Annotated in this window: 20 protein-coding genes; 9 read left to right on the top strand and 11 right to left on the bottom strand. The window is 57.6% G+C overall.

Features of this window, described 5'->3' with window-relative positions; genetic code table 11:
* Positions 1–25: 25 nt before the first annotated feature.
* Complete coding sequence (locus BM155_RS13895) at positions 26–496, bottom strand: Lrp/AsnC family transcriptional regulator (RefSeq protein WP_067152837.1); 471 nt, start codon at positions 494–496, stop codon at positions 26–28.
* Positions 497–755: 259 nt separating this feature from the next.
* Between BM155_RS13895 and BM155_RS13890 the strand changes: the two genes are divergently transcribed.
* On the top strand, positions 756–4319 hold the full coding sequence (locus tag BM155_RS13890; RefSeq protein ID WP_074903753.1) for an indolepyruvate ferredoxin oxidoreductase family protein: 3564 nt from the start codon (positions 756–758) through the stop codon (positions 4317–4319).
* A gap of 14 nt (positions 4320–4333) precedes the next feature.
* On the opposite strand, the gene BM155_RS13885 is transcribed toward BM155_RS13890, so the two are convergent.
* Positions 4334–5587 (bottom strand): OprO/OprP family phosphate-selective porin, encoded by a 1254-nt coding sequence (locus tag BM155_RS13885; protein ID WP_074903852.1) that lies wholly within the window; start codon positions 5585–5587, stop codon positions 4334–4336.
* Between the two features lie 171 nt (positions 5588–5758).
* The gene (locus tag BM155_RS13880) at positions 5759–6658 is read right to left on the bottom strand and encodes a TraB/GumN family protein (protein WP_067152841.1); all 900 of its coding nucleotides are present in this window, start codon (positions 6656–6658) and stop codon (positions 5759–5761) included.
* Positions 6659–6875: 217 nt separating this feature from the next.
* Here BM155_RS13880 and BM155_RS13875 point away from each other — a divergent pair, with 217 nt between their 5' ends.
* Positions 6876–7976, top strand: coding sequence for a glycosyltransferase (locus BM155_RS13875; RefSeq protein WP_067152843.1), 1101 nt, complete (start codon positions 6876–6878; stop codon positions 7974–7976).
* Positions 7977–8049: 73 nt separating this feature from the next.
* Here the strand turns inward: BM155_RS13875 and BM155_RS13870 are convergent, their stop codons facing one another.
* From BM155_RS13870 to BM155_RS13855, 4 genes are all read right to left on the bottom strand, one after another.
* Positions 8050–9183 (bottom strand): glycosyltransferase family 4 protein, encoded by a 1134-nt coding sequence (locus tag BM155_RS13870; RefSeq protein WP_175487805.1) that lies wholly within the window; start codon positions 9181–9183, stop codon positions 8050–8052.
* A gap of 179 nt (positions 9184–9362) precedes the next feature.
* Positions 9363–9872: an acyloxyacyl hydrolase gene (locus tag BM155_RS13865; protein WP_231902486.1), complete on the bottom strand. Its 510-nt coding sequence runs from the start codon at positions 9870–9872 to the stop codon at positions 9363–9365.
* 162 nt (positions 9873–10034) lie between these two features.
* On the bottom strand, positions 10035–11165 hold the full coding sequence (locus BM155_RS13860; RefSeq protein WP_074903850.1) for a sigma-70 family RNA polymerase sigma factor: 1131 nt from the start codon (positions 11163–11165) through the stop codon (positions 10035–10037).
* A gap of 358 nt (positions 11166–11523) precedes the next feature.
* Positions 11524–11946 (bottom strand): hypothetical protein, encoded by a 423-nt coding sequence (locus BM155_RS13855; protein ID WP_067152849.1) that lies wholly within the window; start codon positions 11944–11946, stop codon positions 11524–11526.
* A 358-nt stretch (positions 11947–12304) separates the two neighbouring features.
* Between BM155_RS13855 and BM155_RS13850 the strand changes: the two genes are divergently transcribed.
* Positions 12305–12616, top strand: coding sequence for a hypothetical protein (locus BM155_RS13850; RefSeq protein WP_067152851.1), 312 nt, complete (start codon positions 12305–12307; stop codon positions 12614–12616).
* A gap of 82 nt (positions 12617–12698) precedes the next feature.
* Here BM155_RS13850 and BM155_RS13845 read toward each other — a convergent pair whose 3' ends face one another.
* The 4 genes from BM155_RS13845 to BM155_RS13830 form a co-directional block, all read right to left on the bottom strand.
* Complete coding sequence (locus BM155_RS13845; RefSeq protein ID WP_067152853.1) at positions 12699–13454, bottom strand: YciK family oxidoreductase; 756 nt, start codon at positions 13452–13454, stop codon at positions 12699–12701.
* A 106-nt stretch (positions 13455–13560) separates the two neighbouring features.
* Positions 13561–14271, bottom strand: a complete 711-nt coding sequence (locus BM155_RS13840) for an HAD family hydrolase (RefSeq protein ID WP_074903848.1) — start codon at positions 14269–14271, stop codon at positions 13561–13563.
* A 28-nt stretch (positions 14272–14299) separates the two neighbouring features.
* Complete coding sequence (gene ubiG, locus BM155_RS13835) at positions 14300–15001, bottom strand: bifunctional 2-polyprenyl-6-hydroxyphenol methylase/3-demethylubiquinol 3-O-methyltransferase UbiG (RefSeq protein ID WP_067152855.1); 702 nt, start codon at positions 14999–15001, stop codon at positions 14300–14302.
* A 92-nt stretch (positions 15002–15093) separates the two neighbouring features.
* Positions 15094–16407, bottom strand: a complete 1314-nt coding sequence (locus BM155_RS13830; RefSeq protein WP_067157623.1) for a TRZ/ATZ family hydrolase — start codon at positions 16405–16407, stop codon at positions 15094–15096.
* Positions 16408–16644: 237 nt separating this feature from the next.
* Here BM155_RS13830 and gyrA point away from each other — a divergent pair, with 237 nt between their 5' ends.
* From gyrA to rpsA, 6 genes are all read left to right on the top strand, one after another.
* On the top strand, positions 16645–19197 hold the full coding sequence (gyrA, locus tag BM155_RS13825; protein ID WP_074903751.1) for a DNA gyrase subunit A: 2553 nt from the start codon (positions 16645–16647) through the stop codon (positions 19195–19197).
* 168 nt (positions 19198–19365) lie between these two features.
* Complete coding sequence (gene serC / locus BM155_RS13820) at positions 19366–20445, top strand: 3-phosphoserine/phosphohydroxythreonine transaminase (RefSeq protein ID WP_074903749.1); 1080 nt, start codon at positions 19366–19368, stop codon at positions 20443–20445.
* A 146-nt stretch (positions 20446–20591) separates the two neighbouring features.
* Entirely contained in the window at positions 20592–21695 is a 1104-nt protein-coding gene (gene pheA / locus BM155_RS13815; RefSeq protein WP_067152860.1) for a prephenate dehydratase, read from the top strand.
* A complete protein-coding gene (locus BM155_RS13810) occupies positions 21695–23926 on the top strand; it encodes a bifunctional prephenate dehydrogenase/3-phosphoshikimate 1-carboxyvinyltransferase (RefSeq protein ID WP_074903747.1) in 2232 nt (743 codons plus the stop codon). The genes pheA and BM155_RS13810 overlap by 1 nt, the downstream gene beginning before the upstream one ends.
* Positions 23927–23971: 45 nt before the next feature.
* Positions 23972–24670, top strand: a complete 699-nt coding sequence (gene cmk / locus BM155_RS13805) for a (d)CMP kinase (protein WP_067152864.1) — start codon at positions 23972–23974, stop codon at positions 24668–24670.
* A 170-nt stretch (positions 24671–24840) separates the two neighbouring features.
* Complete coding sequence (gene rpsA / locus BM155_RS13800) at positions 24841–26520, top strand: 30S ribosomal protein S1 (RefSeq protein ID WP_067152867.1); 1680 nt, start codon at positions 24841–24843, stop codon at positions 26518–26520.
* The last annotated feature ends 24 nt before the right edge of the window (positions 26521–26544 follow it).

Genomic DNA, 26544 nt, shown 5'->3' with positions numbered 1-26544 from the left:
CTCAGTGCGCTTTCCCCAAGCAGAATCAAAGCGGTAGCTGAGTGGTGTACTTCACCTGCTTCAGGGCGAAGGTGGAGTTAACGGAAGCAACATTGGGCAGGTGCACCAGTGAGCGCTTTAACAGCTGTTCGTAGTGCTCTACACTGTCCACAACCACTCGCAGGACATAATCCTTGTCACCACTGGTGGAATAGCATTCCACTACTTCCTGCACATCCTGCACCGCTGACTCGAAGTTGTTTAGGGACTCCTCGTCGTGGTTGTGTATGGTGACATAGCAGTATACTGTGACCCCCAGGTCGAGTTTTCGGGGGTCTAAGAGGGTAACGCGACCGCGGATAATGCCCTCTGCCTCCAGGCGTTTAATTCTGCGCCAGCAGGGTGTGTGGGATAAGCCCACTTTGTCTCCGAGTTCCGCCATGGAATAATCGGCGTTCTCCTGCAGCGCCCGCAGAATCTTGCGGTCGAAATCATCCAAGTCCGCTGAACGCTTCATATAAACTCCTATCCTATAATAATTGTGTTGTTCGAGATTTCTATCATAATTTTACGCATATATGCGTAAATAAAGCAATGCTCTATTGCGTTGAACGCACTAGTATGGTCTGGACAAATCTTCGCACTGGAAGATTTTTTTGTGATTGCCCGCCAGTCCGCTTGCCGGTACGGGACGGCAGACGGCGGAATAGCCGAAAAAATAATGACTAAAAATTCGAAACTGGTTTCGAATTAGACAGATAATCGGAAGTAGGCCTATGAGTGAAATCGCGAGCGGTGTGCAAGATACCGCCCGGGCGCAGGAGTCCGGTCCTGTGAGAGAAGTATCCCTGGACGATCGTTATACCACCCTCAAAGGGCGGGTACTATTGTCCGGTATTCAGGCGCTGGTGCGCCTGCCCATCGACCAGATGCGTATGGATCGGGCCCGGGGGCTCAAGACGGCCGTATTTATTTCCGGTTACCGCGGTTCCCCATTGGGTGGCTACGATCAGCAGCTGGTCCGGGCGAAAAAATTACTCGATGCGCACAATATTCGTTTCCAGCCGGGAGTGAACGAGGAGCTGGCGGCCACGGCGGTCTGGGGTTCACAGCAGGTGGGCCTGTTTGAAGGTGCCGAGGTGGACGGTGTTTGCGGCATTTGGTACGGCAAGACCCCCGGAGTGGACCGCTCCTGCGATGCCTTTCGCCATGCGAATGCGGCGGGTTCCTCGGCACATGGCGGCGCATTGATCGTTGCCGGCGACGATCACGGTTGCAAATCTTCTTCCTATCCCGGTCAGTCCGAGTTCGCTTTCGTTGATATGCATATCCCGGTGCTGAATCCGGCCACGGTGCAGGAGGTGCTGGACTATGGCCATTACGGCCTGGAGTTGTCCCGCTTCAGCGGTTGCTGGGTGGCCATGATCACACTGGCGGAAAATATGGACAGTTCCGCTACCGTCGATGTTGACCCGGAGCGGGTGCAGTTTTCCTATCCCGAAATAGAGCGCCCGGAAGGCGGGCTCAACATCCGCAAACAGGATAACCCACTGGAGCAAGAAGAGCGTCTCTGGCGCTACAAGCGCCCGGCGGCCTTAGCCTTTGCCCGCGCCAACAAATTAAACAGGGTGGTGCTGGAAAACCCCGATGCGAGCCTGGGTATTGTTAGTACCGGCAAGGCGCACCTGGATTTAATGCAGGCCTTTGAGGATATGGGTATCGATGAGCGGAAGGCGAGAGCTCTCGGCATTCGCATCCTCAAAGTGGGCATGACCTATCCACTGGATGTACCAGGCATTCAGGAGTTTGCCCGCGGCCTGGACACCTTGCTGGTGCTTGAGGAAAAACGCAGCCTGATGGAAGTGCAGCTTAAGGAAGAGCTGTACAACGTACACCTGAAAGATCCCCATTTCCCGCGCATCCTGGGCAAAGTGGATGAAAATGACCGCCCGCTGATGCCCATGTACGGCGAACTGTCCCCGGCGATTGTGGCGCAGGTGTTGGGCAAGATTCTCGGGGAAAAACTCGATGAGACGGCCCGGCACAGGCTGAGCCGCCTGGACGCGCTGGCCCAGCGGATCTCGCAGAATGCCGGTGCCAACGTTTCGCGTCTGCCGATGTTCTGCGCCGGTTGCCCACACAACCGCTCCACCCGGGTGCCTGAGGGCAGCCGGGCCTTGGCGGGCATCGGCTGTCACTATATGGCCCAGTGGCTCGACCGCGAAACCTACACTTTTACCCAGATGGGTGGAGAGGGGGTGAACTGGATTGGTCAGTCCGCGTTTACGCGGGAAAAACACGTGTTCGTCAACTTGGGGGACGGTACCTATTTCCATTCCGGTATTCTCGCCATCCGCGCGGCAGTGGCGGCAAAGGTAAATATCACTTACAAGATTTTGTTCAACGATGCCGTGGCCATGACTGGCGGCCAGCCCCATGACGGCGAGCTGACGCCGGATATGATTTGCCGCCAGGTACTGTCGGAAGGCGTGCGCAAAGTTGTGCTGGTTCTGGACAACCTGGACAAATATAAAGGCGCCTTGCATTTTCCTAGAGAAGTAGAGGTTCGCCACCGGGACCACCTGCCGGTGGTTATGGAGGCGCTGCGCGAAATCGAAGGTTGTACCGTTATCCTTTACGACCAGACTTGTGCCACGGAGCTGCGCCGCAAGCGCAAGCGCGGATTGTTGCCGAAGGCCGAGGGGCGCCCGTTTATCAACGAGCGGGTCTGTGAAGGCTGTGGAGACTGTGTGCAACAGTCCAGCTGTATTGCGGTGGAAAAGGTCGAGACGGCATTTGGCGATAAGCGCCGGGTTAACCAAACCGGCTGTAATCAGGATATGTCCTGTGTCAATGGTTTCTGCCCATCTTTTGTCACAGTCAAGGGCGGCGAGTTGGCGAAGCGGGCAGGTGTCGGCGATGTGTTGCTCACCGAGGCGGACAAGCTTCCGCAGCCGGAGTTGCCATCACTGGATGCGCCATACAATCTACTGGTGACTGGCGTTGGTGGCACCGGCGTGGTGACGATTGGTGCACTGCTGGCAATGGCGGCGCACATTGAAGGCAAGGCTAGCAGCACCTTGGATCAAACCGGTCTGGCACAAAAGGGAGGGGCGGTATACTCCCATGTACGCTTGGCCGCGGCGCCGGGCGAACTGAAGGCGGTGCGTATTTCCGACGGTCGCGCGGATGCATTGATGGCCTGCGACCTGATAGCTGCGGGCAATCTCCAGGCCTGTCTGGCCAAGCTGGACGAAACCCACAGCCGTGCGGTGGTGAACACGCACCTGACGCCCACTGCGGCGTCGGTGCTCGGTCGTGAAGATGTGCATTCGCCGCAAGTGGTATTGGATAGCCTGGGTGCGGCGGTGAAAGTGCTGGAAACAGTGGAAGCGCACAAGCTTACCAGCGCGGCGCTGGGCGACACTCTGGCTGCGAATATTTTCATGCTCGGTTTTGCCTGGCAGAAGGGGCTTATCCCTCTCGGTCGGGAGGCTCTGACACAGGCGATTGCCTTAAACGGTGTAGCGGTGGAGGCCAATCTGCAGGGGTTTGCCGCCGGCCGCTTAGCCGCGGCTAACCGTGACAAGTTGGACGCTCTCTTGGCGGGGGCGGCTGAAGAGGTCGGACTGCCCCGAGGCTTGGAAGAAATCGTTGCTCACCGCGTGCACCACCTCACCGGGTATCAGAACAGCAAGCTCGCGCGACGCTACCGCGACCTGGTGGATCGGGTAAAAGCCGCGGAAATTCTCAAAGTGCCTGGCAGTGAAGCGCTAGCGGAGGTCGTCGCCCGCAATTACGCCAAGCTACTGGCATACAAGGATGAGTACGAAGTGGCCCGGCTCTACACTGACGGCGAGTTTGCCAAAGCTCTGCGGGAAAATTTCTCCGGCGATTTTGCCCTGGAATTCAATTTGGCCCCACCACTGCTGTCTCCTTTTGATAAGGCATTGGGCCGTCCGCGCAAGCTCAAATTCGGCGGTTGGATGTACAAAGCTTTTGGCTTGCTGGCAAAACTCAAAGTCCTGCGCGGCACGCCGCTGGATATCTTCGGTTACACGGCCGAGCGCAAAATCGAGCGCACCTTGATCGGCGAGTACGAGCAGCTGGTAGACAGGGTGATCGGAGAACTGAACGCCGAGAACCACGCCGCAGCGATTGAGCTGCTCAGCTATCCGGATGCGATACGCGGTTATGGTCCGGTCAAGGAAGCCAGTCTGGACCGGGCGCGGAAGTTGCGGTCGGCCGCTCTGCGGCGCTTTGAAAATCCGGGGGCGGAGCTAAATGAATCAGCGCCAGTGGCGGTTTTTGATCCAGCCAAGGCACAACAGGTGGGTTAATTCGTGCGGGCGGGTTACCAGCTCGCCTGAGCGCGAAACGCCAGTTGCCTGGTTTTGTCGCCGGTAAATTCATCGTCCCCCAGTACAATGTTGAGCATAAAGCGTACTCGGGGGTTGAGGTAGACATTGACACCCAGCCTGAAGCTGTCCGCCTCCAGGTCGGGAATGTCCTTGTTCTCGATGGTTTCATAGCGGGCGGTCAGCTCCCAGGCACCCCAGTCGCTGTGAGGCTTGGCGGATCTGAATACGCCTTTCGCGCTGTCGTAGGGCTTGTGCTCCCCGGTAATCATCCAGCTGCCCATGATGTACCAGGTCTTCACATCCTGATCGCCGATAAAGCAGCCGTTGTCCGGGTCGCAGGCGAATGTGGGAGGTATGCCGTAGAAGTCCTCGAACACAACCTCTGACAGATAGTAGTCGCCGTCAAATTTGCCATAGGCGTATTCTGATTGCAGATAAACGGGGCCGTAGGTAGCCGCGAACTCCAATCCCGCGATATCGGTCTTGCCGCCTTGGTTGCCAAAGAAGAAGAGCTGATCGCCATTATCGTTGACTTTATCGAAAAAGAAGTCTCTGCCCCCTGGTGTCAGTGCGGTCAGCTGAGTGGGGCCGCGGCGGCCGGCGTATGCGACATCGGCTTCAATGGGATTTGAATTGCGGTTGGCGTTTTCGTGGCTGGCGGAGATACCGAGGTGCACTGTGCTGATTTGGTCGTTGATCGGTGCCCAGGTAATACGCCCGGCGGCGCCAAGACCTTCATTGCGAGGGGCACCGGGATTGCGCAGGTTAAATCCGGCTGCGCCGAAGGTGTAGCAGCCCCAATGGGTGTGCCAGCCGATACCCTGTTGGCGCGATCGATCGAAATAAATACCGCTGGCGCTGGTGAAGGAGCGTTCCATCATTGTAATTTCATTGGAGCTGGTCAGCTCTTCCATGGAGCGGTAGGGTTTGAAATTGCCGATGGTGAGTTTGCCGCCAAGTACCTCCGTGGCGATATATACATCGCGCAGACCACTGGTGCCGCTGGAGGAGAAATCCCGTTCCAGTTTGTATTTCCATTTCCACAGATGCCCCGTCACCGCCAGGCGCACGCGGCGGAATTCCGTCGTACTGATGGGATCTTCGATATCGCTGTCGAATAGGTAGGTGTCAAAGTGGATGCGACCGCCAAGTTCGGCGGAGAAGTTTCCTTCGTTTGCAGAAATCTTTAACCAACTTTTGGTCTCCGGCTGATCCGCAACCGCAGGATGAAATAATGCGGCCCCCATAAAAGAAAAAATAAAGCCGCGGCAATACACCGGACACCTCCCTGTGTGCCAGCTCAGCGAATGTTTCCCTGCTCAATGCCTCCTGAGTTTAGCAACGGCGCAAGGCGCGGCTTGTATTAAATATTGATGTCAAGTAAACGCCTTCTGTCGCAAGAGGCGCAGGAGTACGCCTTACAGTTGTTCAATGTTGTAGCCTTGTCGTTGCAACAATTCTATGACGCTGTGTTCTCCCACCAGGTGGCCGGCGCCGATAATTACGAACTGCGATTTATACGAGTCGCTTGTATGGATGATGCGTTTGGCCATGTCCCGGTTGCGGCGAAAGAACAGTGTTTCATAGAGTGGCTTGAATTCCGGGTGTTCGTTCAGGCTGTCGGCAATGATCAGTTGGTAGAGGTGATCTGCGTCGCCATTTTTCCATGCCTTTACCATGCGCGGTGCAAATGTCTTGATCTCATCCAGTTGTTCCAGTGTCTGCTGCATCAGCAGATCTGGACTTTCCAGTTGATTTAACAGTCGTAGCTGCTGCAGTACGCCCTCCAGTTCTACAATGGGTTTGCCACTCTGTTTCGCTTGCTGAAGAAAGTGGCGATCGATGCCGAGACCGGGGTTTAGCCCCTGTGCCTTCAGCTCCATCATGCTCATAGTGATCATTGCGATGGCGGGGCGTTGACGGATAAACATCGGTTCCGGCAGCTGATGTTTTTGCAGCCATTTCTGCAGTTGGCTGTATACCGTTGGCGACAGGTCGTCGCGCAGGGTGCGCTCGTCCAGATAGAGGGATTCTTGCATGATTTGCTGTTGCAGCGCCGGATCACTTTCCGCAGCCAGAATATCGGCTTCGACTACCAGAACGTCACTGTTTTTGTAGGCCTGTTGGATTTTTTTGCGCAGAGGGTAGAAATCGTCGCTGGCTAAGTGCACTGATCCCAGTAGATACACGCTGTGGCCGTCTTTCTGTGCAAGCCAGAAAAGCCCCTTGTCGTTCGCGCTAGATGCGTATCCGCTGAAGAGCAATAACGCGGTGAGAGAGACGTACCTGAGCAGCTTGATCGGGTTCGAGATTTCCATGGGAGACCTTTCGTCAAGTGATTGAATACAACATCTTAGGGTTTGCCCACACCAAATTCGATAGTGCTTTGCGCCGTAATGGGGGCTGATCCCAAGAAGTGTGATGAGAGGGGCATTTTGCTGCTCGGCAAGCGCCGCGGAATACCGCAAAATAGGCGCCACTTAACAAGGCTAGATGTAACAAAGTTGAGAGTACCCGGGAAACCGGGCGGGATTTATGCGAATTGTTCAATTGCTGCCTGAGCTTGATTCGGGGGATCTGGCGCGCACCACCCTGGATTTTGCCGGCGAACTGTTGCGGCTCGGCCATGAAGCCATTGTGATATCCAATGGTGGCGAGCTGGTGCCGCGTCTCACTTTGCGCGGCGGGCGCCATATCCGTATGCCACTACAGGGAAACCCCTTGTGGTCGCTGCGCCTTGTCCGTCGCTTGAGGCGGACGTTGGCGGAATTGGAGGTGGATGTGGTACACGCCCGCGGTGCGCTTCCCGCGTGGATCGCCTGGCGCGCTTGGCGGGGGATGCCCGCTGACAAGCGGCCGCGTCTGGTTACTGGGGCGCACGATTTTTACCGCAAGAGTTTCTATGGTGCGGCGCTTGCCGCTGGGGAGCGTGTAACCGCTGTCTCCCGGTGTGTGGCAGATTCCCTACAGTTGCACTTTAGTGGGAAATTGAACCAGCCACCACGGGTGGTGCACTACGGTGTAAACACGCGCGAATTTGATCGCGATGCGCCGGTATCCGGTCAGTGGCAGCTGCGTTTGCTCAATCAGTACCCACAGCTTGAGGGCCGGCACTGGCTGCTGATGCCCGCACGTTTGGAGCCTGGCCAGGGGCTGATTCCATTTCTGCGGATGCTGGCTGCTGTGGTTTCGCAGCGGGATGTGTTCGGTCTGATTGTTGGAGATTCCTGTGCGGGTGGAGAAAAGTACTCGCGGAAACTGGAACAAATGGCCGTGGAGCTGGGGCTTGCCGACAGGGTTCTGTTTCTCGGCCCGCGCCGGGATATGCGCGAACTCTACGCGAGCTCGCAGGTCTGCTACAGCCTGGCTGAGCAGCCGGAGCCTTACGGGCGTGTCGCCGCCGAGGCGTTGGCGATGAACTGTCCGGTTGTAGCCTACGCAGACTGCGGCTCTGCGGAGGTGCTGCAGCGGTGTTTTCCCCAGGGATTGGTGGAGCGCGGCAACCCCGATGCCTTGGTGGAAACCACTCTGCGTATCCTCGATCAGCCGCAGATGGTCCGCTTTAGCGATTTTACCCACGAGGATACTGCGGCGCAGACCTTGGCACTGTACCGTGAGCTGCTGCAGACCGCGTGACGCTTGCTTGACAATCGCTTGCGAAGCTAATCGCCCGGAAGCCAAATACAGCAGAGATTCCCATGCGTATCACTCAAGACACAAGTTGTGCGTAGACGCGCCAGATAGCGCGTGCGGTATTGTCCAGTGAGAGTTCATTGGCGGCGCGTTCGAAGGCGGTGCTGAAGTCTTTGTGCAGCCGATCTTTGTTCGTCAGTGCGAAGCGGAGTTTTTTCGCCAAGTGGGCCGGGTCCAGGTTGTCCAAAAGGTATTCCGGGGGCACATAGTCTTCTGCGTCTCCCTCGCGGCTGGCAATGACTGGACAGCGGTTCTGCAGCGCTTCGGCCAGGGCGTAAGGGGGACTCTCATTGCGCGACAATATCACCAGCAGATCGGCAGTGCGCAGAAAGGCACTGGCCTTGTCGGTGCGGCCAACGAATATTACCCGTTTGTCGAGCTTTAATTCGCGGCTTTGCTGTTCCAGGGCGCTTTTTTCGGGACCGTCTCCGAGGATGATTAACTGTACCCCGGACACTTGGTTCAACGCTTGCAGCAGCGGCTCGGTGCCCCTGAGCCTGATTAGGCGTGCGGCCACCAGAGCTTTGGGCTCAGGGGACAGCTGGAGGTCCAGGGGAGCGCTCGCTTGCCACTTTACTTCGATACCGTTGGGAATGATATTCCAATCCAGCCGTGAGTTGGCGACGGCACTGCGGCTGACAGCGATTCTCGCGTCGAAGGCACTGGCGAGTTTGTCCCTAGGGTGGCGCACATTGTGGCGGGTGATAACCTGTCGGGCGTCTGTGTATTTCTGTACTGCCGCGAGCAGCTGTGCCGATTTGCTGCCGTGCCCGTGGGCGATCTGGAAGCCACCGGCGCGGATATGGTTGGCCAAGCGCCAGATCAAAGTCGGGTGGTGGCGGCTGCGGTCGGTATTCAGCGGAATGAAGTTGACCCTTTGATCCAGCGTGTTCTGGTAGCGGGGGTGGGCGATAACCGAGACTTGCGCGTTGGTATTGTGCGCCTGCCAGCGGGAAAGGTCTGCCACGTGTTTTTCCAGCTCGCCGTGCTCGCGGCTCGCCACCAAGTGACAAATGCGTTGAATCGATTTGATGTCGCCGTCCTGGGCATCTTTTCGAGGCGCTGATTTGACTGCGGCAGGGTGGGGCGCAGGGCCAACTGGCGGAATCGTAAAATCGCCGCTCTGTGACGCCGAACGTTTAAGGCTCATAGGTCCCCCCGTGTTCTTGTGCGGGGTATTCTGAATCGGTGACATTACAGAATTTTGATCGGGATGTGACGGTTCCTGTATGCGGTTCCCAGCAAGTGGAAGCGCGCCGTTAATCCGCGCTTGGATGCTTCAACGAGTTCTGCTGTGACAGAGATGACGGTGCGCTGGCAGGGCGGAGATTAGAAACTGAAATGCCCATTCAAAGAGGCAAAGTCGAACCCGGGATTGGGGGTGTTGGTATAGGCATTGGAGAAGTGGCTGTAGCGCAGTGACAGAATATAGCCGTTGCGCAGCCGGTAGCCTGCGGCAAAGTGCAGGGCAAAATTGAGCTTGGTGGATAAGTGGATGTCCCCGAAGTCTTTGTTCGTCAGGTAGGCGGCACCGATGCCGAATTCTCCGAAGAGGCCATAAGCTTCCTGGTGGGGGTACCAGCGCAGTACGGGTTTCAGTTCGATAATATTTTGTTGCTGTGTCTCGCCGCGATAGTCCTGATGCAAAAATGCGTAACTGCCTTGAGCCCACCACTGCCACTGGCCGGAGCCGAAGCTGTGCTCGGAGAAAAGTTGCGCGTAGTTCAGCCCCGCCATTTCGGCGTCAGCAATGGAATCTTGCTGAATCAGTGCGTCCCCCAGTCCTTTTCCGGCACTGAGAATTAGCTCCCGTTCTGCTAAGGCAGGGGGGGAAGACAACAATCCGCAGCAGAGTGTGCAAGCCAGCAGGGACAGAAAGGCGGGCGCGGGCGGATTGTTACACATGACTTATGGAACGTTTATCGCGGAACTGAACAGAGATTCCATAAGCCTAGCGGTATATTCGGCGATGACAAGCGTGATCGGGCGTCGATGTCGAAATCACCTCCACTGGCGCTTTAACTGGCGCAGTGCATCTGCGTGCAGCTGGCGCGCGCGTTCCTGACTGAGCCCCAACTGCTCGCCGATAACGCGGAAGGAGCAGTCGTGGTCGGAGATGAGGCCGTAGCGCAGGTACAGTACTGTGCGCTGCCGCATCGGCAGGCGCGCTACCGCTTCCCGAAGGCGCTCCGCCAGCTCCTGATTGGTAACCAGTTCATCGGTATTGTAGAGCTCGTCCGCTGGTGCATAGTCCAGACGGGTGCTGCTCTGATCTTCAGCCAAGGGTTCGTCCAGCGACCCCGTGGGTCCCGGTAATTTGAGCAGTGCCTGAACCCTTTCGAGGTCAAGACCGGACTGTCTGGCCAGGTTTTCATCGGAGGCGGGCAGCCCTTGCGCGTGCACATCGGCGATTGCTCGGTAGATGGCACGCAGGTCATCCTGCACATTGGCGGGTTGGCGCACCAGGTCGTCGTTGCGGCGCAGGGCCAGCTGGATCTCCTGCTGTATCCACCAGTAGGCGTAAGTGGAGAAGCGGTAACCCATTTGCGGTTTGAAGCGCTCTATGGCCTTCATCAGGCCCACATTGCCTTCCTGGATCAAATCGATAAAGGGGATCGATGGGTTTCGGAAGCGTTTTGCAATGGCGATCACCAGGCGCAGGTTACACTGAATCAGCTTTTGGCGCTGTTCCCGGAAACGCCGCAAGAGGCTCCTTAGGCTGTTGCGGTCTCGCTTGGATAGCCTCTCAGAGGCGAGTAGCTCCTCTGCGTGGGCGATGATCAATCCGTGGTCGTAGGCTCCGGTGCTGCCGCGCTGCTCGACGCCCTCGCTCCGCAGTGCCACCAGTTCCACCCCGCGCTTTTGCAGCAGTGCAATCAGTTTGTCTTCAAGCTCCCGCAATAGACTGGTGGTGCACTGCTCCTCCTCGGGGGTGAGCAGTTGCAGGCGGTATAGATGTTTTAGGTAATTTTGCATTGGAGAGCTGCCGCCCTCCGTACCGTTGTCCTCTACCAGGGGGGCTTTGCTCAAATCCTCGATGGCATTGTCATCCAGCGGCGATGCCTCGGGAGGAGGGGTGTCTGCATCCTTCAGCCAGGCTTCATCCCTTGAGTAAAAATTGTCTCGGGACAAGTGCAAAACCTTCTATTGGCTGTTGGCGTGGCCGCGACAGCACCCGCAACAGGATGGCGCGGAATTCATTTTTAATATAGATGAATGTGGAATGGGGCGCCTTACTTTGTTTGACCAGGGAGTTTTATCTTTGATTGGGCCAAAGTGAACTTTCGCTAAATGACAAAAGCTGGCGGTTATAATCGCCCAAATGGGGGCTGGGGGACTGTGGGAAAAGATCCGAGTGGGGGCTCCTGTAGTAATAGGAGGCTTTGCGGGTGTCTGCGGACACTTCCCTGTAGGCTCGTCCTTTTACCGGGCAGTTCTCGCATGAGCGCCCCGCAATCAGCGACAGCGCTCATACGACTTGAGCGGGGCGCTAGCGAATGCGTTTAACGCGGATCTTGCGCCCGCCATCGGCTTGCTTCATAAAAAAGGAACCCAATAGGCCACGCTCAAGGACGACTGCATCGCCAACCTTCCAGGTCAGCCGCGTACTGTCGTTCTGCCGCCATACCTGCCCGTTGTCCAGAGTGATCAGAGCCTTGTTGTAAGCGGTCTTGCTGATATCGGCGATGGCAGCCTCTATGGTGTCAGGAGCATCTTCAGTGATACGCAACTGTTCTTGGCCGAAGTTTTGTTCAGCGCGCTGGTCGAGGGTTCCACTCAAGGTGTCGTAGCAGGCCAGGCGCTTATCACTTGCCTCAATGGCTGCGCAGGCTCGCAGTTGTTTACTGAGGGTGTCGGCGCTGGCGCCGGCCGCGGCAAGGACCAGGGTAGGGATTATCAGTAGAGTTCGCATAACTTCTGCTTGGGCTGTTGAGTGAGTTTGTGATTCATCTGCTTTTCGGGGCATATTGCATCTCATGCGACTGTTCGGGCGATGAGCCAGGTTTGGCCGCAAATGAGTGTGTCCGTGTGCCCCCTAATGTTCATTTCTCTGAGAGCGCTGCTAAAGGGGTGCTACAGCATGCGCGCACGAATCTGCGGATATATCAGTGAATTTTGCCTTTTAAACTGTTGATCGACAAACAAAAACGTGTCCGTCATCACATTTTTGTCAAGGCCAGCGTGGAAGAATTGAGGCCGATTACAACTATAAATCCGTACCAATTGAAGCCGATAGCAATGATAAATCCACACTATGCAGGGGTCGAAAAATGAAAAAACTGATTGTTCCCGCGATCGCCGTTGCCGCTGTCGGGGGCTACCTCTACTTTCAAAACATGGATTCCGCTGGCGCTGAGGAAACCGTTGCCCGACAGCTGGAGGCTGCGGTGGAAGAGGCCGCAGGGGCGGAGATGTCCGCGGGGGCAGACATGGTCGCCGACAGCGAGATGATGGAGTTCGAGGGTGACGTATTTGCCGATGTCCCCGAGCATATGGTGGATTCCGCGGGCCAAAATGGTGGCGCTGGAGAAACGGTGGATGAAGGTGTACCGCAGGAGGCGACCGGCCGCACGGAGGGGTAATCCACTCCTGCCGTAAGGGCCTCGTATATACCCGGCCAGTCGTAGTGGCCGGGTAGTGTATTGCCCGGGAAAAAGGTGGCCGCTATTGCTGGGCGTTGAATTGCCGCCCGCTCACGCCCCGGCTGTCGTCGCCCATCAGGTACAAATAGGTGGGCATAATCTCTTCCGGAGTGGTAACGGAAGCTGGATTTTCGGCGGGGTAAGCCGCAGCGCGCATGTTGGTGCGGGTGGCGCCGGGATTGACGCTGTTGACACGGATATTGGAAACCCCGTCCAGTTCGTCCGCCAGTACCTGCATCAGGCCTTCGGTTGCGAACTTGGAGACCGAGTAGGCACCCCAGTAGGCGCGTCCTTTGAGGCCGACACCGGAGCCGGTAAAGACAACCGACCCCGCATCAGACTTTTCCAACAGCGGCAGCAGGACTTTAGTAAGGCCAAAGGCCGCATTGACGTTGACTTGCATCACCTGTTGCCAAGTGTCGAAGTGATAGCTGGCGATCGGGGTGCGCTGGCCGAGCAAACCGGCGTTGTGTAGCAGACCGTCGAGGCGGCCGAATTCCTGGTCTACGGCTTCTGCAAAGTGTTCAAAAGCTTCGATGCGCGCTTCGTTCAGGTCCATCGGGAAGATGGCCGGTTGGGGACCCCCGGCGGCTTCAATTTCGTCGTAGACCTTTTCCAGTTTAGGTGTGGTGCGCCCGAGCAGTATCACTGTGGCACCATGGGCGGCAAAGGTTTTGGCGGCGGTACGGCCTATGCCGTCACCGGCACCTGTGACCAGTATGATCTTGTCTTTGAGAAGTTCTTTGGGGGCGTGGTAGTCGCCGATAAACTCAGACATAAGGCTTCCAGATTTCTTCCTATTTTCCGTAGTTCTGCCGGGCCGACAGCGCTCGCCGATAGGGGGGAGCCTCGGGGAGCGATCTTCCGGCCTGCTCGGGAGTCTCCTAAAGAGAGGTTTTCAGCCCAGAGGTGTTGAAGGGGCCCAATTCACTATTTTCAATGTAGTGGCGTTGCAACAGGGGCCAGATTTCCTCCGCGGAGTGCACCAAGTGGTCGGCCCCCCAGCGCGCCGGGTCGTCGCCATTGTCGATATAGCCGTAGCTGCAGGCGATGGTCGGCAGGCCTGCCGCGCGACCTGCGGCAATATCCCGTTCGTGGTCACCGGCGTAGATGGCCTCCTCCGGGCGGCAGCCGATCTGTTGACAGGCGAGTAGTATGGGCTCTGGATCGGGCTTGCGGTTGGCGACATGCTCGGGACAGATCACGGCGCCTGGTGTCGGCAGATGACTGAAGGCCCGCATCAGCGGTGTTGTGTAGGCTTCCGGTTTATTGGTCACTATGCCCCAGGCGATCCCCCGTTCGGAAAGTCTGTGGAGCAGGGGTTCAATGCCCGGGAAGGGTTGGGTTTTTTCGGCCAAGTGTGCGAGATACAAATCCAGCAGGCGCTGGCGCAGCCCCTCAAAGGTGGGATGGTTTTCGTCGGTTCCAAATCCAAGTGTCACTAGTGCGCGAGCACCGTTGGAGACCACTGCGCGTATTTCGCTGTCGGGCAGTGGCGGCAGCTGCTCTTCTCTGCGCAACTGATTCAGCACCCGGATAAAGTCGGGAGCTGTGTCGAAGAGAGTGCCGTCCAGGTCAAATAAAACCGCTTTCATTCTGTTTCCGATCAGCTGTTCCTGGCCTTCACGCCGGTCTGCTTGCATGTACCAGGTAGTTTACGTCCACGTCCCGCGGGTTCAGCTTGTAGCTGCGGGTCAGCGGGTTGTAAGTCATACCGGTTATATCGCGGATCTCCAGGCCGCTTTCGCGCAGCCAGGCGCCGAGTTCCGAGGGACGGATAAACTTGCCGTATTCATGGGTCCCTTTGGGCAAGAGGCGCAATAGGTATTCCGCGCCGACTACGGCGAAGAGCCACCCTTTGGCTGTGCGGTTGATGGTGGAGAAGAACAGGTGGCCGCCGGGTCTGACCAGTTGTGCGCAAGCGCGGATTACCGAGGCCGGGTCTGGCACATGTTCGAGCATTTCCAGACAGGTAACGATGTCGAAGCTGCCCGGTTGCTTTGCGGCCAGCTCTTCCACCGTCAGGCGCTGGTAGTTCACCTGGACGCCACTCTCGGCCGCGTGCAGCTTGGCCACTTTTAGCGGCGCTTCGCCCATATCGATACCGGTTACTTCAGCGCCGCGTTGGGCCATGGCTTCCGTGAGTATGCCGCCACCGCAGCCTACATCGAGCAGTTTTTTCCCGGCTACCGGGGCGCACCGGTCGATATAGTTGGCACGCAGCGGATTGATTTCGTGCAGTGGTTTGAACTCGCCTTCAAGATCCCACCAGCGGCTGGCGATCTGTTCGAACTTGGCGATTTCTACCGGGTCTAGATTGGTCATCTGGTGTCCGTGCTTACTTCTGGGCTCTATGGCGCTTACGGGAGGCAATATCTCCGCATCGGTGTAGGATACGGAGCTCTTTGTAACTCCCATCAGGCTTGGCCTGCGATTCTAGCACGCCACTGCTGTGCCCGCTGAATGACCTCAATCTCGTTTATTGTTTGCAGTTGGCGGTCTCTCAGAAGCCGCCTACCGGCAACCCACACATCACTGACGTTGTGACCGGCGGCGGTATAGATGAGTTGCGATACGGGGTCGTGGAGCGGCTGCTGCTCCAGTTGGCCCAGGTGGATGGCGGCCAGATCCGCACTTTTGCCGGTTTCAAGACTGCCGGTGATTTGGTCGATTCCCAATGCCCGCGCGCCGTTGATTGTTGCCATGGCCAGTACCTGATGTGCGGGTAGGGCGGCGGCGTCACCGCTGACTGCCTTGGCCAGCAGGGCGGCAGTATTGGCTTCGGTGAAAAGATCCAGGCTGTTGTTGCTGGCGGCGCCATCGGTGCCTAAGGCCACGTTGACGCCAGCCTGTAGAAGTCTGGCCGTAGGGCAGAAGCCGGAAGCCAGTTTCAGGTTGGATCTGGGGCAGTGCGCCACGTGAGCGCCGCTGCTTTGTAACAGCTCGATGTCCCGTTCGTTTACTGCTGTCATGTGTACGCACAGGGTCTGTGGGCCCAGCAGCCCCAGGCGCAGCAGCCGTTCGGTTGGCCGCTCACCGGTTTCAGCAAGAGCCCGTTCCACTTCAGTGGCGGTTTCGTGCAGGTGCATCTGCACTGCGATCTGGGCCTCGGCGGCGTATACCGCGATTCTTTCCAGGGTGGCATCGCCGACCGTGTAGGGGGCGTGGGGAGCGAAGACCACATCGATGCGTTCATTGGCTTTGTAGTCGTCGCGCAGAGCGAGGCCTTTTTGCAAGGCGTCTTCGCTGTTCCGGCTCCAGGGGGTGGGAAAGTCGATAACGGGGAAGGCGATCTGCGCGCGCACTCCCGTTTCCCTGGCCACCTGAGCCGTGGCTTCGGGGAAGAAGTATTGATCCGAAAAGGTGGTGGTGCCGCTGCGAAGCATCTCCGCCACCGCAAGACGGCTGCCGTCGGTGGCGAACTCCGGGTCCACCCATTTGCGCTCATTAGGCCAGATGTGATTTTCCAACCACTCCATCAATGGCCGGTCGTCGGCAAACCCACGCAGCAGTGTCATGGCAGCGTGGTTGTGCGTATTGATTAGGCCGGGGATCAGTGCATGCTGATCCAGGTGAATCTCTTCGCTGGCTTCGAATCGCGCGGCGGCCTCCGGGGAGGGAAGTAGGCCGATGATTTTCCCTTTATCGATTGCAAGAGAGCAGTTTTCGTACACTTTTTGTTCGGGTACGACGGGGATGATCCAGCGTGCGTGTATCAGTGTATCGATCATATTCGGGGTGGAAGATGCGGATGACCGACAGATGATACCAGCCCCTTTGGGGGAAGGCTGAATGCCGCGGTGCGGAAGTCCAGGCAGAAACATGGAGATACGGTTGTCGCCCTTTAAGGGCGGGGTAGCTACTCGCCCCGGTGGTGACTGAGTCCCACACTCAAATCTGTGGTAGAATCGCCCGCTTATCCGGGCCAGGTTTCAGCGGCCTGCGTTATAAAAGGAACGCGGTAAGCTATGGGCGAATTAGCCAAAGAAATTTCTCCGATCAATATCGAAGAAGAACTCAAGCAGTCTTATCTCGACTATGCGATGAGCGTGATTGTGGGGCGTGCGCTGCCGGATGTGCGCGACGGCCTCAAGCCGGTACACCGGCGAGTGCTCTTCGCCATGAATGAACTCAAAAACGATTGGAACAAGCCCTACAAAAAGTCGGCGCGTGTCGTTGGCGATGTGATCGGTAAATACCATCCCCACGGCGATACTGCGGTGTACGACACTATTGTGCGCATGGCGCAGCCCTTCTCCATGCGCTACCCCCTGGTTGACGGCCAGGGCAATTTCGGCTCTATCGATGGCGACAGCCCGGCGGCCATGCGGTACACCGAGATCCGCATGGACAAGCTGGCCCACGAGCTGTTGTCTGACCTAGATAAGGAAACAGTCAATTTTATCGACAACTACGATGGCTCCGAGCAGATGCCGGAAGTGTTGCCGTCGCGGGTGCCCAATCTGTTGGTAAATGGCTCCTCGGGTATCGCTGTGGGTATGGCCACAAATATCCCGCCGCACAACATGGGTGAGGTGGTGCGCGCTTGTTTGGCGTTGATCGATAACCCTGATCTCTCCGTCGATGAGCTAATGGAGCATATTCCGGGGCCGGATTTCCCTACCGGCGCTACCATCAACGGCCGCGCTGGTATTTTGATGGCCTACCGCACTGGGCGTGGGCGCATCTACGTGCGGGCAAAAGCGGAAGTAGTCCGCGATGACAAGTCCAATCGCGAGACGATTATTATCACCGAGATTCCTTACCAGCTGAACAAGGCGCGCCTCATAGAGCGCATCGCCGAGCTGGTCAAGGAGAAGAAGATCGAGGGTATCTCCGAGCTGCGCGATGAGTCTGACAAAGACGGCCTGAGGGTGGTGATTGAGCTGAAGCGCGGCGAGCTCGGCGAGGTGGTGTTGAACAACCTCTATTCGCAGACGCAATTAGAGAGTGTCTTTGGCATTAACATGGTGGCCCTGGTAGAAGGGCAGCCCAAGGTGTTAAACCTCAAGGAGTTGCTTGAGCACTTCATCCGCCACCGCCAGGAAGTGGTTACTCGCCGCACCGTGTACCTGTTGCGCAAGGCGCGGGAGCGGGGGCATATCCTCGAGGGGCTGGCAATCGCCATCGCCAACATCGACCCTGTGATCGAGCTGATCAAGTCCTCTGCCACCCCGGCGGATGCCCGCGAGGCGTTGTTGGCCCGGGGCTGGGCTGTTGGAGATGTGCAACAATTCCTGGAACGCGCCGGCGCTGATGCCTGTCGACCGGATGATTTGCCGAGGGAATACGGTCTCCGGGATGACGGCGCATACTATCTGTCGCCGGCTCAGGCCCAGGCTATTTTGGAGTTGCGCTTACACCGCCTGACCGGTATGGAGCACGACAAGCTTCTGGCCGAATACAAGGAGCGCCTTGAGCAGATTGCAGAGTACCTGCATATCCTCGGTAGTTTCGATCGCCTGATGGAGGTGATCCGCGAGGAACTTGAGCAGCTTGATAAAGAGTTCGGAGATGCGCGCCGCACTGACATAGTGGCCTCCCGTCAGGATCTGACTGTAGAGGACCTTATCACTCCGGAAGACAAGGTGGTAACTATCTCCCACAGTGGTTACGCCAAAAGCCAGCCTCTGGCCGATTATCAGGCGCAGCGCCGCGGTGGTATGGGTAAGTCCGCTATCCAGGTAAAAGATGAGGATTTCGTTGAGCATCTGCTGATCGCCAACTCCCACGATACGATTCTCTGCTTCTCCAATAAGGGTAAGGTCTACTGGCTGAAGGTCTACGAAGTCCCCACTGCTGGGCGTGCTTCCCGCGGGCGACCGATGGTTAACATGCTGCAGTTGGAGGAGGGCGAGCGTATCAGCAGTATGTTGCCGGTGTCCGAATATGACGAAGATCATTTTATTTTCTTCGCTACCGCCAATGGCACTGTGAAGAAGACGCCGCTTTCCGCTTTCGCCCGCCCCCGCAGCGTGGGGTTGAAAGCGATAGAGTTGGATGAAGGGGACCGCCTGGTAGCCACTGCCATTACCGACGGCCGTCGCGATGTGTTGTTGTTGACCAGCGCCGGCAAGGCGGCGCGCTTCGCGGAAGAGAATGTGCGGCCTATGGGGCGTGTATCCCGTGGTGTGCGTGGTATCCGTATGCCAGATGGAGTCTCGGTCATCGCCATGGTCATCCCGGAAGAGGGTGGGACTGTAATGATGGTGACTGAAAACGGTTACGGTAAGCGCACTGCCACCGCGGATTTCCCCACCAAGGGTCGTGGCACCCAGGGAGTGATCGCCATTGCCGAGAGCGAGCGCAACGGCGCCCTCGTCGGTGCTTGTCAGGTGTTCCCCGGTGAAGAGATTATGCTGATTTCCGATCAGGGTACGCTGGTGCGGACCCGCGTCGATGAAGTTTCAGTACTGGGCCGAAATACCCAGGGCGTGCGCGTGATTCGCCTCAAGACGGGTGAACAGTTGGTGGGGCTGGCCCGGGTTCAGGAGACGGAAGACCAGGGGGATGAAGAGTGATTCCCGTAAGGACTCTCAAAAAAGGCTGCGATTCTCGCGGCCTTTTTTGACTCTGGTGCCCTAAAAAATGCCGTTTACGAATGATGTTCCTTTCCTTTTTTGTGTTTTTTTGCGTCGCTATATCTAGTTTATTTTGAAACCAAATTTAGCCCTTCTGGAAGTTGATTTATGAGGAAGTTTAATTTCTGCGCCGGCCCCGCTGCGTTGCCGGAGCCAGTTTTGCGCCAGGCGCAGCAAGAGCTGCTCGATTGGGGTGGCCGCGGCTGCTCGGTGATGGAGGTCAGCCACCGGTCAGCGGAATTTCTCGAGGTGGCAGAGCGTGCCGAGCAGGACCTGCGCGACCTCCTGTCAATTCCGGACAATTATAAGGTGCTCTTCCTGCAGGGCGGCGCTACCGCACAATTCAGTGCCGTGCCCTGGAACTTGTTTGGTGTCGGTGACAAGGTTGCTGACTATATTCATTCTGGTCAGTGGGCGGACAAGGCGATTCGTGAGGCCAAGCGTTATGGACAGGTCAATATCGTGGCTTCCGGTGAAGACCGCGGTTTCACCTATGCGCCGGGAGCGGAAAGTTGGACACAGAGTGACAACGCAGCTTATTTCCACTATACGCCCAACGAAACCATCGGCGGGGTGGAATTTGATTATGTGCCGGATGTGACTTGTCCATTAGTCGCAGACATGTCCTCAAATATCCTGTCGCGCCCTATTCCGGTGGAGAAATTTGGTGTGATCTATGCTGGTGCACAGAAGAATATCGGTCCCTCCGGCATTGCAGTGGGGATTGTGCGCGACGACTTGCTGGATCGGGCCATGGAGGGTATTCCCCGCAGTTTGAGTTGGAAGGTCGCGGCGGAAGCGGGCTCCATGGACAACACGCCGCCGACGTTTGCTTGGTACCTGGCTGGGCTGGTATTTCGCTGGCTGAAAGGGCAGGGCGGCGTCGAGGCGATGTCTACTCTGGCGGACAGGAAATCCACCCTGTTGTATGAATTTATCGATCGCAGTGATTTTTATTCTTGTCCAGTGGAGAAATCCAGCCGCTCGCGTATGAATGTCCCCTTCGTATTGGCGGACGAGCGCCTGGACAAGGAATTTCTGCGCCAGTCTGAGGAGGCCGGGTTGCTGAATCTCAAGGGGCACCGTTCCGTGGGTGGCATGCGTGCCTCTCTATACAACGCAGTGCCGCTGGAAGCGGTGGAGGCGCTGGTTTCCTTTATGGCTGATTTCGAAAAGCGCTGTGCGTAGGTTGCACTGCCGCTCTTGGGCGAATATCGCTCTAGTAGTCGCATAGGGTGTTTTAAGGGGAGGGCACTGGTGCCGGGATTTCGTGTGCTATGTGCTGGTTCCTCAGCGCGCTCTGCAATTACTCAGGAAATATGTAGGCAAAACGGATGACAGAAGAAATTGTGAGCAGCGACCGGCGCCTGCTGGAGTTGCGCAATCGCATTGATGAGATTGACGGCGACATTGGCCGTCTGATCAGTGAGCGCGCAAAGTGTGCGCTGGAAGTGGCGGAAGTAAAAAAAGCTTCCGGCGAGGATGTTCTCTATTACCGTCCGGAGCGGGAGGCGCAGGTGTTGCGCCGGGCGATGGAGCGCAATGAGGGGCCGCTGACCGACGAGGAAATGGCGCGGTTGTTCCGTGAAATCATGTCCGCCTGCCTGGCTCTGGAAGAGCCGGTGAAAATCGCCTATCTGGGACCGGAGGGTACTTTTACCCAGCAGGCAGCGCTGAAACACTTTGGGCACTCGGCACAATGCCGTCCCTTGGCTGCGATCGACGAAGTGTTTCGAGAGGTAGAGGCTGGAGCGGTTAGTTATGGTGTCGTACCGGTAGAGAATTCGACCGAGGGGGTGATCAATCACACACTCGATAATTTTATGAATTCCAATCTGAAGATTTGCGGTGAGGTGGAGCTGCGTATCCACCACCACCTGATGATTTCGGATATTACTCGACCGGATGCGATTACCCGCATTTATTCCCACGCCCAGAGTCTGGCCCAGTGCCGCAAGTGGCTCGATTCTCACTACCCGAATGTTGAGCGGGTGGCGGTGGCCAGCAATGCCGAGGCGGCAAAGCGGGTGAAAGGGGAGTGGAATGCGGCGGCCATCGCCGGCGATATGGCGGCTGAGCTGTACGGCCTCAAGGTGTTGGCGGAAAAAATCGAGGATCGCCCGGATAATTCCACCCGCTTTTTGATTATCGGCACCCAGGTGGTGCCCGCCAGTGGTGACGATAAAACTTCCCTGATGGTATCCATGCGCAATGAGCCTGGCGCACTGCATGATCTGTTGGAACCTTTCCGCCGCCACAATATCGACCTCACGCGGGTGGAGACGCGCCCGTCCCAGTCCGGCAATTGGACCTATGTATTTTTTATCGATTTCAAAGGTCACCGCGACAAGCCCGAGATCTCAGAGGCTTTGAAAGAAGTGGGTGCCTGCGCTTCGGACATGAAAGTACTCGGTTCTTATCCCCGCGGTGTTTTGTGATGGGAACGGTGAAGATTGGCCGTCTGCTGGTGGTTGGTATCGGCCTGATTGGCGGCAGTCTGGCCCTGGCTTTGAAGGCCGCCGGCGCCTGTCGCGAGGTAATCGGCGTTGCGCGGCGTCAGCGCACCTGTGAGCAAGCGCTGGAGCTGGGGGTCGTCGATCGGGCAGTGACGGATCTCGGCGCGATTCTGCCGCAGCTTGAACCGGGTGACGTGGTGTTTATCGCGGTGCCTACCCTGGCAGTTGAGCAAGTATTTGTGGCGCTCCGTGAGGGGCTGCCGGCTGGTGTTACCGTTACCGATGGCGCCAGTGTCAAAGGCAACGTTGTCGCTGCGGCGGAAAAAGTCTGGGGTGGGGTGCCGGAATTTCTGGTGCCCGGTCACCCGATTGCCGGTTCTGAGAAGAGCGGGGTCAGCGCTGCGCGCGACGACCTCTATGCCGCCCACCGCATTATCCTGACTCCGCTGGAGAATACCGGATCGGAGCACCTGAGGCGCATTGTAGAAATGTGGCAGGCGACGGGGGCGGAGGTGTTGAGTATGCCGGTGCGGGAGCATGACGAGGTGCTCGCTGCCACCAGCCACTTACCTCATGTAATTGCCTACGGCCTGGTGGATACCCTGGCGCACGATGCCGAGAACGAAAATATATTCCGCTATGCCGCGGGCGGCTTTCGCGATTTCACGCGTATCGCTTCCAGTGATCCGGTGATGTGGCGGGATATTATGTTGGCAAACCGCGAAGCGATCTTGAGGGCAATCGATCTTTACAGCACGAATCTCGCTTCGTTGCGCGGGGCCATTGCCGCTGGAGACGGCGAGCATCTGATGGGGATTTTTACCCGGGCCAAGGCGGCGCGGGACCACTTTACAAAAATGTTGGCCAGAAGAGCGTACACAGAAAATATGCAAGCACAGGAAGTTACTTATATCGCGCAGCCGGGGGGAAAGGTCAGCGGCAAGCTGAGAGTGCCCGGCGATAAATCCATGTCCCACCGCTCCATTATGCTCGGCTCTCTGGCGGATGGCATTACCGAAGTGGAGGGTTTTCTGGAGGGGGAGGACGCTTTGGCGACGTTGCAGGCGTTCCGCGACATGGGGGTGGTGATCGAGGGGCCGGTGGACGGCCGCGTGGTGATTCACGGTGTGGGGCCGCGCGGATTGAAGGCGCCTCCGGGACCGCTGTATCTGGGCAACTCCGGAACTTCCATGCGACTGCTTGCCGGCCTGCTCGCCGGTCAGGATTTTGATGTGACGCTGACGGGGGATGAATCCCTGTCCAAGCGTCCCATGAACCGCGTGGCCGAGCCCTTGCGTCAAATGGGGGCGGAGATCGAGACAGGCCCGGAAGGGCGGCCGCCGTTGTTGATTAAAGGTGGGCGCAAATTACGCGGGATCGACTACCGCCTTCCTATGGCCAGCGCTCAGGTGAAGTCCTGTGTATTGCTCGCCGGGCTCTATGCCGAAGGTGAAACCAGCACTGTCGAGCCGGCGCCGACCCGCGACCACACAGAGCGAATGCTCGCTGGCTTTGGTTATCAAGTGCAGCGAGATGGTGCCCGGGCCACCCTTCGCGGGGGTGGCGGACTCACAGGCACCAAAATCGATGTGCCTGCGGATATTTCCTCCGCCACTTTCTTTATGGTCGCTGCGGCCGTTTCGCCCGGCTCCGATGTGCTGCTGGAGCATGTGGGCATCAATCCAACACGGGATGGTGCAATTCACATATTGCGCCTGATGGGTGCGGATATTGAGTTGCTAAATCCCCGCGAGGTGGGTGGAGAACCGGTGGCGGATATCCGCGTACGCTATGCGCCATTAAAAGGTATCCGTATCCCGGAGGAGCAGGTTCCTCTGGCGATCGATGAGTTTCCGGCGCTATTTATCGCCGCTGCCTGTGCGGAGGGAGAGACGGTGCTTACCGGGGCTGAAGAGCTGCGGGTTAAGGAAAGTGACCGTATTCAGGCTATGGCGGACGGTCTGCGGATTCTCGGCATCGGCGCGGAGCCGACAGCGGATGGCATTGTGATTCGCGGTGCAGGCGAGGGGGCCGTGTTCGGTGGTGGTACCGTCGACAGTCTCGGCGATCACCGGATCGCCATGTCTTTCGCTGTGGCATCCCTGCGCGCCAGCGATACAATCCGCATTCTCCATTGCGCCAATGTGGCGACGTCCTTTCCGAATTTTGCCGAGTTGGCTGGAAAGACGGGCCTTCGGCTGCAGGTTGTTTAAATGATGTCGGGGTCTGGAATGCGGGCCTCAGGGAACTAAATCTTGATGAGTGAAGCCGATAATCAACCACCTGTTATTACTATCGACGGGCCCAGCGGCTCGGGTAAGGGGACCATTGCCAAGCTGCTGGCGGAAAAGTTGAAATTCTCACTGTTGGACTCCGGTGCGCTCTATCGGCTCACCGCGCTAGCGGCGCTGAGTCGCGATATTGATTTGGCCGACGAGGCTGCGCTGACAAAGGTCGCCTCAGGTCTGGATATCCGTTTCGAGCCGCGCGATGGTGAGGTCGCGGTACTGTTGGAAGGGCGGGATGTGAGTCGGGATATCCGTATGGAACGGGTCAGTATGGCGGCCTCTAAGGTGGCCGCCATGCCCGGCGTCCGGGCAGCTTTGCTGCAGCGTCAGCGGGATTTTCTGAAGCCGCCGGGCCTTGTGGCAGACGGGCGCGATATGGGCACCACTGTGTTTCCCGACGCACCGGTCAAGGTTTTCCTGACTGCCAGCGCGGAAGAGCGCGCCCGGCGGCGCTACGAGCAGTTGCGGGAGAAGGGGGTTTCTGTTAGCCTCCGCGACCTGCTGGAGGACATCCGCGCCCGCGACGCCCGCGATATGAACCGCGCCGCTTCGCCCCTGGTTGCCGCCGAAGACGCGGTGGAGCTGGACAGTACCGGGGTGACAATCGACGGAGTCCTGGAAAAGGTATTGCAGCTGGTGCTTGAGCGGATCCGCCTTCCGGGCGCTTGAGTACCGGCAGATCGACAATTTGTTTTGAAAGACAGCGGCCGGGTTCAGCCAGAATCGCCCGGCCGTTGTTGTAATCCGACCCGCGTGCTGGCAGCGCGGTGGGGCAGTGGCTGGCGGTTGACTAGACTAGAGAGTTACCAACGGCTGGGCCCATTTATATAGGTAATGTAATGAGCGAGAGCTTTGCTGAACTTTTTGAAGAGAGCCTGAAAAGCGTAGAGATGGCCCCCGGCGCCATTGTGACCGGTGTGGTAATCGACGTGGACAAAGACTGGGTGACCGTACACGCAGGCCTGAAGTCCGAAGGCGTTATCCCCGCTTCCCAATTCGCGAACGAGAAGGGCGAAGTGGACCTGCAAGTGGGCGACGAAGTACAGGTTGCCCTGGAAGCGGTGGAAGACGGTTTCGGTGAAACCCGTCTGTCCCGTGAGAAAGCCAAGCGCGCTGAAGCCTGGAAGATCCTCGATGCGGCCCATGCCGCGGACGAAGTGGTCAAGGGTGTTATCAGCGGCAAGGTCAAAGGTGGCTTTACTGTCGATGTGGCCAGTATCCGCGCGTTTCTGCCGGGCTCTCTGGTCGATGTGCGTCCGGTTCGCGATACCTCGCACCTGGAAGGCAAAGAGCTCGAATTTAAAGTCATCAAGCTGGATGCCAAGCGCAACAATGTGGTGGTGTCCCGCCGCGCCGTGATGGAAGCTGCGACTTCCGAAGAGCGCGAAGCCCTGCTGGCCAGCCTGCAGGAAGGCATGACCGTGAAAGGTGTGGTGAAGAACCTGACCGACTACGGTGCCTTCGTCGACCTGGGTGGTATCGATGGCCTGCTGCACATCACCGATATGGCCTGGAAGCGTATCAAGCATCCGAGCGAGATCGTCAATGTTGGCGATGAAATCGAAGTTAAGGTGCTGAAGTTCGACCGCGAGCGCCAGCGTGTCTCCCTGGGCCTGAAACAGCTGGGCGAGGATCCTTGGGTATCCATCAAGCAGCGCTATCCGGAAAACAGCCGCGTGAAGGCGACTGTAACCAACCTCACCGACTATGGCTGCTTTGCCGAGCTGGAAGAGGGTGTCGAAGGTCTGGTACACGTTTCCGAAATGGACTGGACCAACAAGAACATCCACCCGTCCAAAGTCGTCCAGGTTGGCGACGAGATCGAGGTGATGATTCTGGATATCGACGAGGAGCGCCGCCGTATTTCTCTGGGTATCAAACAGTGCCAGGAGAATCCTTGGGATGCCTTCGCGCGCAAATATGCCAAGGGCGATCGTATCTCTGGCAAGATCAAGTCAATTACTGACTTCGGCATCTTTATCGGCTTGGACGGCAGCATCGATGGTCTGGTGCATCTGTCCGATATCTCCTGGAACGAGGCCGGTGAAGAAGCGGTGCGCAAGTTCAAGAAAGGCGACGAAATCGAGACCGTTATCCTGGGTATCGACGCCGAACGCGAGCGCATCTCTCTGGGCATCAAGCAGCTGGAGTCTGATCCCTTCTCAGACTATGTGGCTGCCAACGATCGCGGCAGTGTCGTCAAGGGCACCGTGAAGGAAGTTGACGCCAAGCAGGCGGTTATCTCCCTGGCAGATGAAGTGGAAGGCGTGCTGCGCGCTTCCGAAATCAGCCGCGATAAAGTGGAAGATGCACGCAATGTGTTGAAAGAAGGCGACGAAGTCGAAGCCAAAATCACCAGCGTGGATCGCAAAAACCGTGTGATCAGCCTGTCTATCAAAGCCAAGGATCAGGATGAAGAGAAGCAGGCGATCAAGGATCACAGTAAGAAGCAGGCTGAGCAGGTTCAGCCCGCGACTATCGGTGACCTGATCAAAGCGCAGATGAACAACAAAGAGTAATAGCGCTCATTTGTTGTGTGCCCT

Origin of the sequence: Microbulbifer thermotolerans (assembly GCF_900112305.1) — a bacterium.
Classification (GTDB): Bacteria; Pseudomonadota; Gammaproteobacteria; order Pseudomonadales; family Cellvibrionaceae; genus Microbulbifer; species Microbulbifer thermotolerans.
This window is presented reverse-complemented; position numbering and strand designations above follow the sequence as displayed.

Coding starts and splice junctions, on each gene's coding strand:
- BM155_RS13870 (WP_175487805.1), bottom strand. CDS start 9,183: ATGAGCCTTAAACGTTCGGCGTCACAGAGCGGCGATTTTACGATTCCG.
- rpsA (WP_067152867.1), top strand. CDS start 24,841: ATGAGCGAGAGCTTTGCTGAACTTTTTGAAGAGAGCCTGAAAAGCGTA.
- serC (WP_074903749.1), top strand. CDS start 19,366: ATGAGGAAGTTTAATTTCTGCGCCGGCCCCGCTGCGTTGCCGGAGCCA.
- gyrA (WP_074903751.1), top strand. CDS start 16,645: ATGGGCGAATTAGCCAAAGAAATTTCTCCGATCAATATCGAAGAAGAA.
- BM155_RS13880 (WP_067152841.1), bottom strand. CDS start 6,658: ATGGAAATCTCGAACCCGATCAAGCTGCTCAGGTACGTCTCTCTCACC.
- ubiG (WP_067152855.1), bottom strand. CDS start 15,001: ATGACCAATCTAGACCCGGTAGAAATCGCCAAGTTCGAACAGATCGCC.
- BM155_RS13890 (WP_074903753.1), top strand. CDS start 756: ATGAGTGAAATCGCGAGCGGTGTGCAAGATACCGCCCGGGCGCAGGAG.
- BM155_RS13855 (WP_067152849.1), bottom strand. CDS start 11,946: ATGCGAACTCTACTGATAATCCCTACCCTGGTCCTTGCCGCGGCCGGC.
- BM155_RS13810 (WP_074903747.1), top strand. CDS start 21,695: ATGGGAACGGTGAAGATTGGCCGTCTGCTGGTGGTTGGTATCGGCCTG.
- BM155_RS13885 (WP_074903852.1), bottom strand. CDS start 5,587: ATGGGGGCCGCATTATTTCATCCTGCGGTTGCGGATCAGCCGGAGACC.
- BM155_RS13875 (WP_067152843.1), top strand. CDS start 6,876: ATGCGAATTGTTCAATTGCTGCCTGAGCTTGATTCGGGGGATCTGGCG.
- pheA (WP_067152860.1), top strand. CDS start 20,592: ATGACAGAAGAAATTGTGAGCAGCGACCGGCGCCTGCTGGAGTTGCGC.
- BM155_RS13840 (WP_074903848.1), bottom strand. CDS start 14,271: ATGAAAGCGGTTTTATTTGACCTGGACGGCACTCTCTTCGACACAGCT.
- BM155_RS13830 (WP_067157623.1), bottom strand. CDS start 16,407: ATGATCGATACACTGATACACGCACGCTGGATCATCCCCGTCGTACCC.
- BM155_RS13895 (WP_067152837.1), bottom strand. CDS start 496: ATGAAGCGTTCAGCGGACTTGGATGATTTCGACCGCAAGATTCTGCGG.
- cmk (WP_067152864.1), top strand. CDS start 23,972: ATGAGTGAAGCCGATAATCAACCACCTGTTATTACTATCGACGGGCCC.
- BM155_RS13850 (WP_067152851.1), top strand. CDS start 12,305: ATGAAAAAACTGATTGTTCCCGCGATCGCCGTTGCCGCTGTCGGGGGC.
- BM155_RS13845 (WP_067152853.1), bottom strand. CDS start 13,454: ATGTCTGAGTTTATCGGCGACTACCACGCCCCCAAAGAACTTCTCAAA.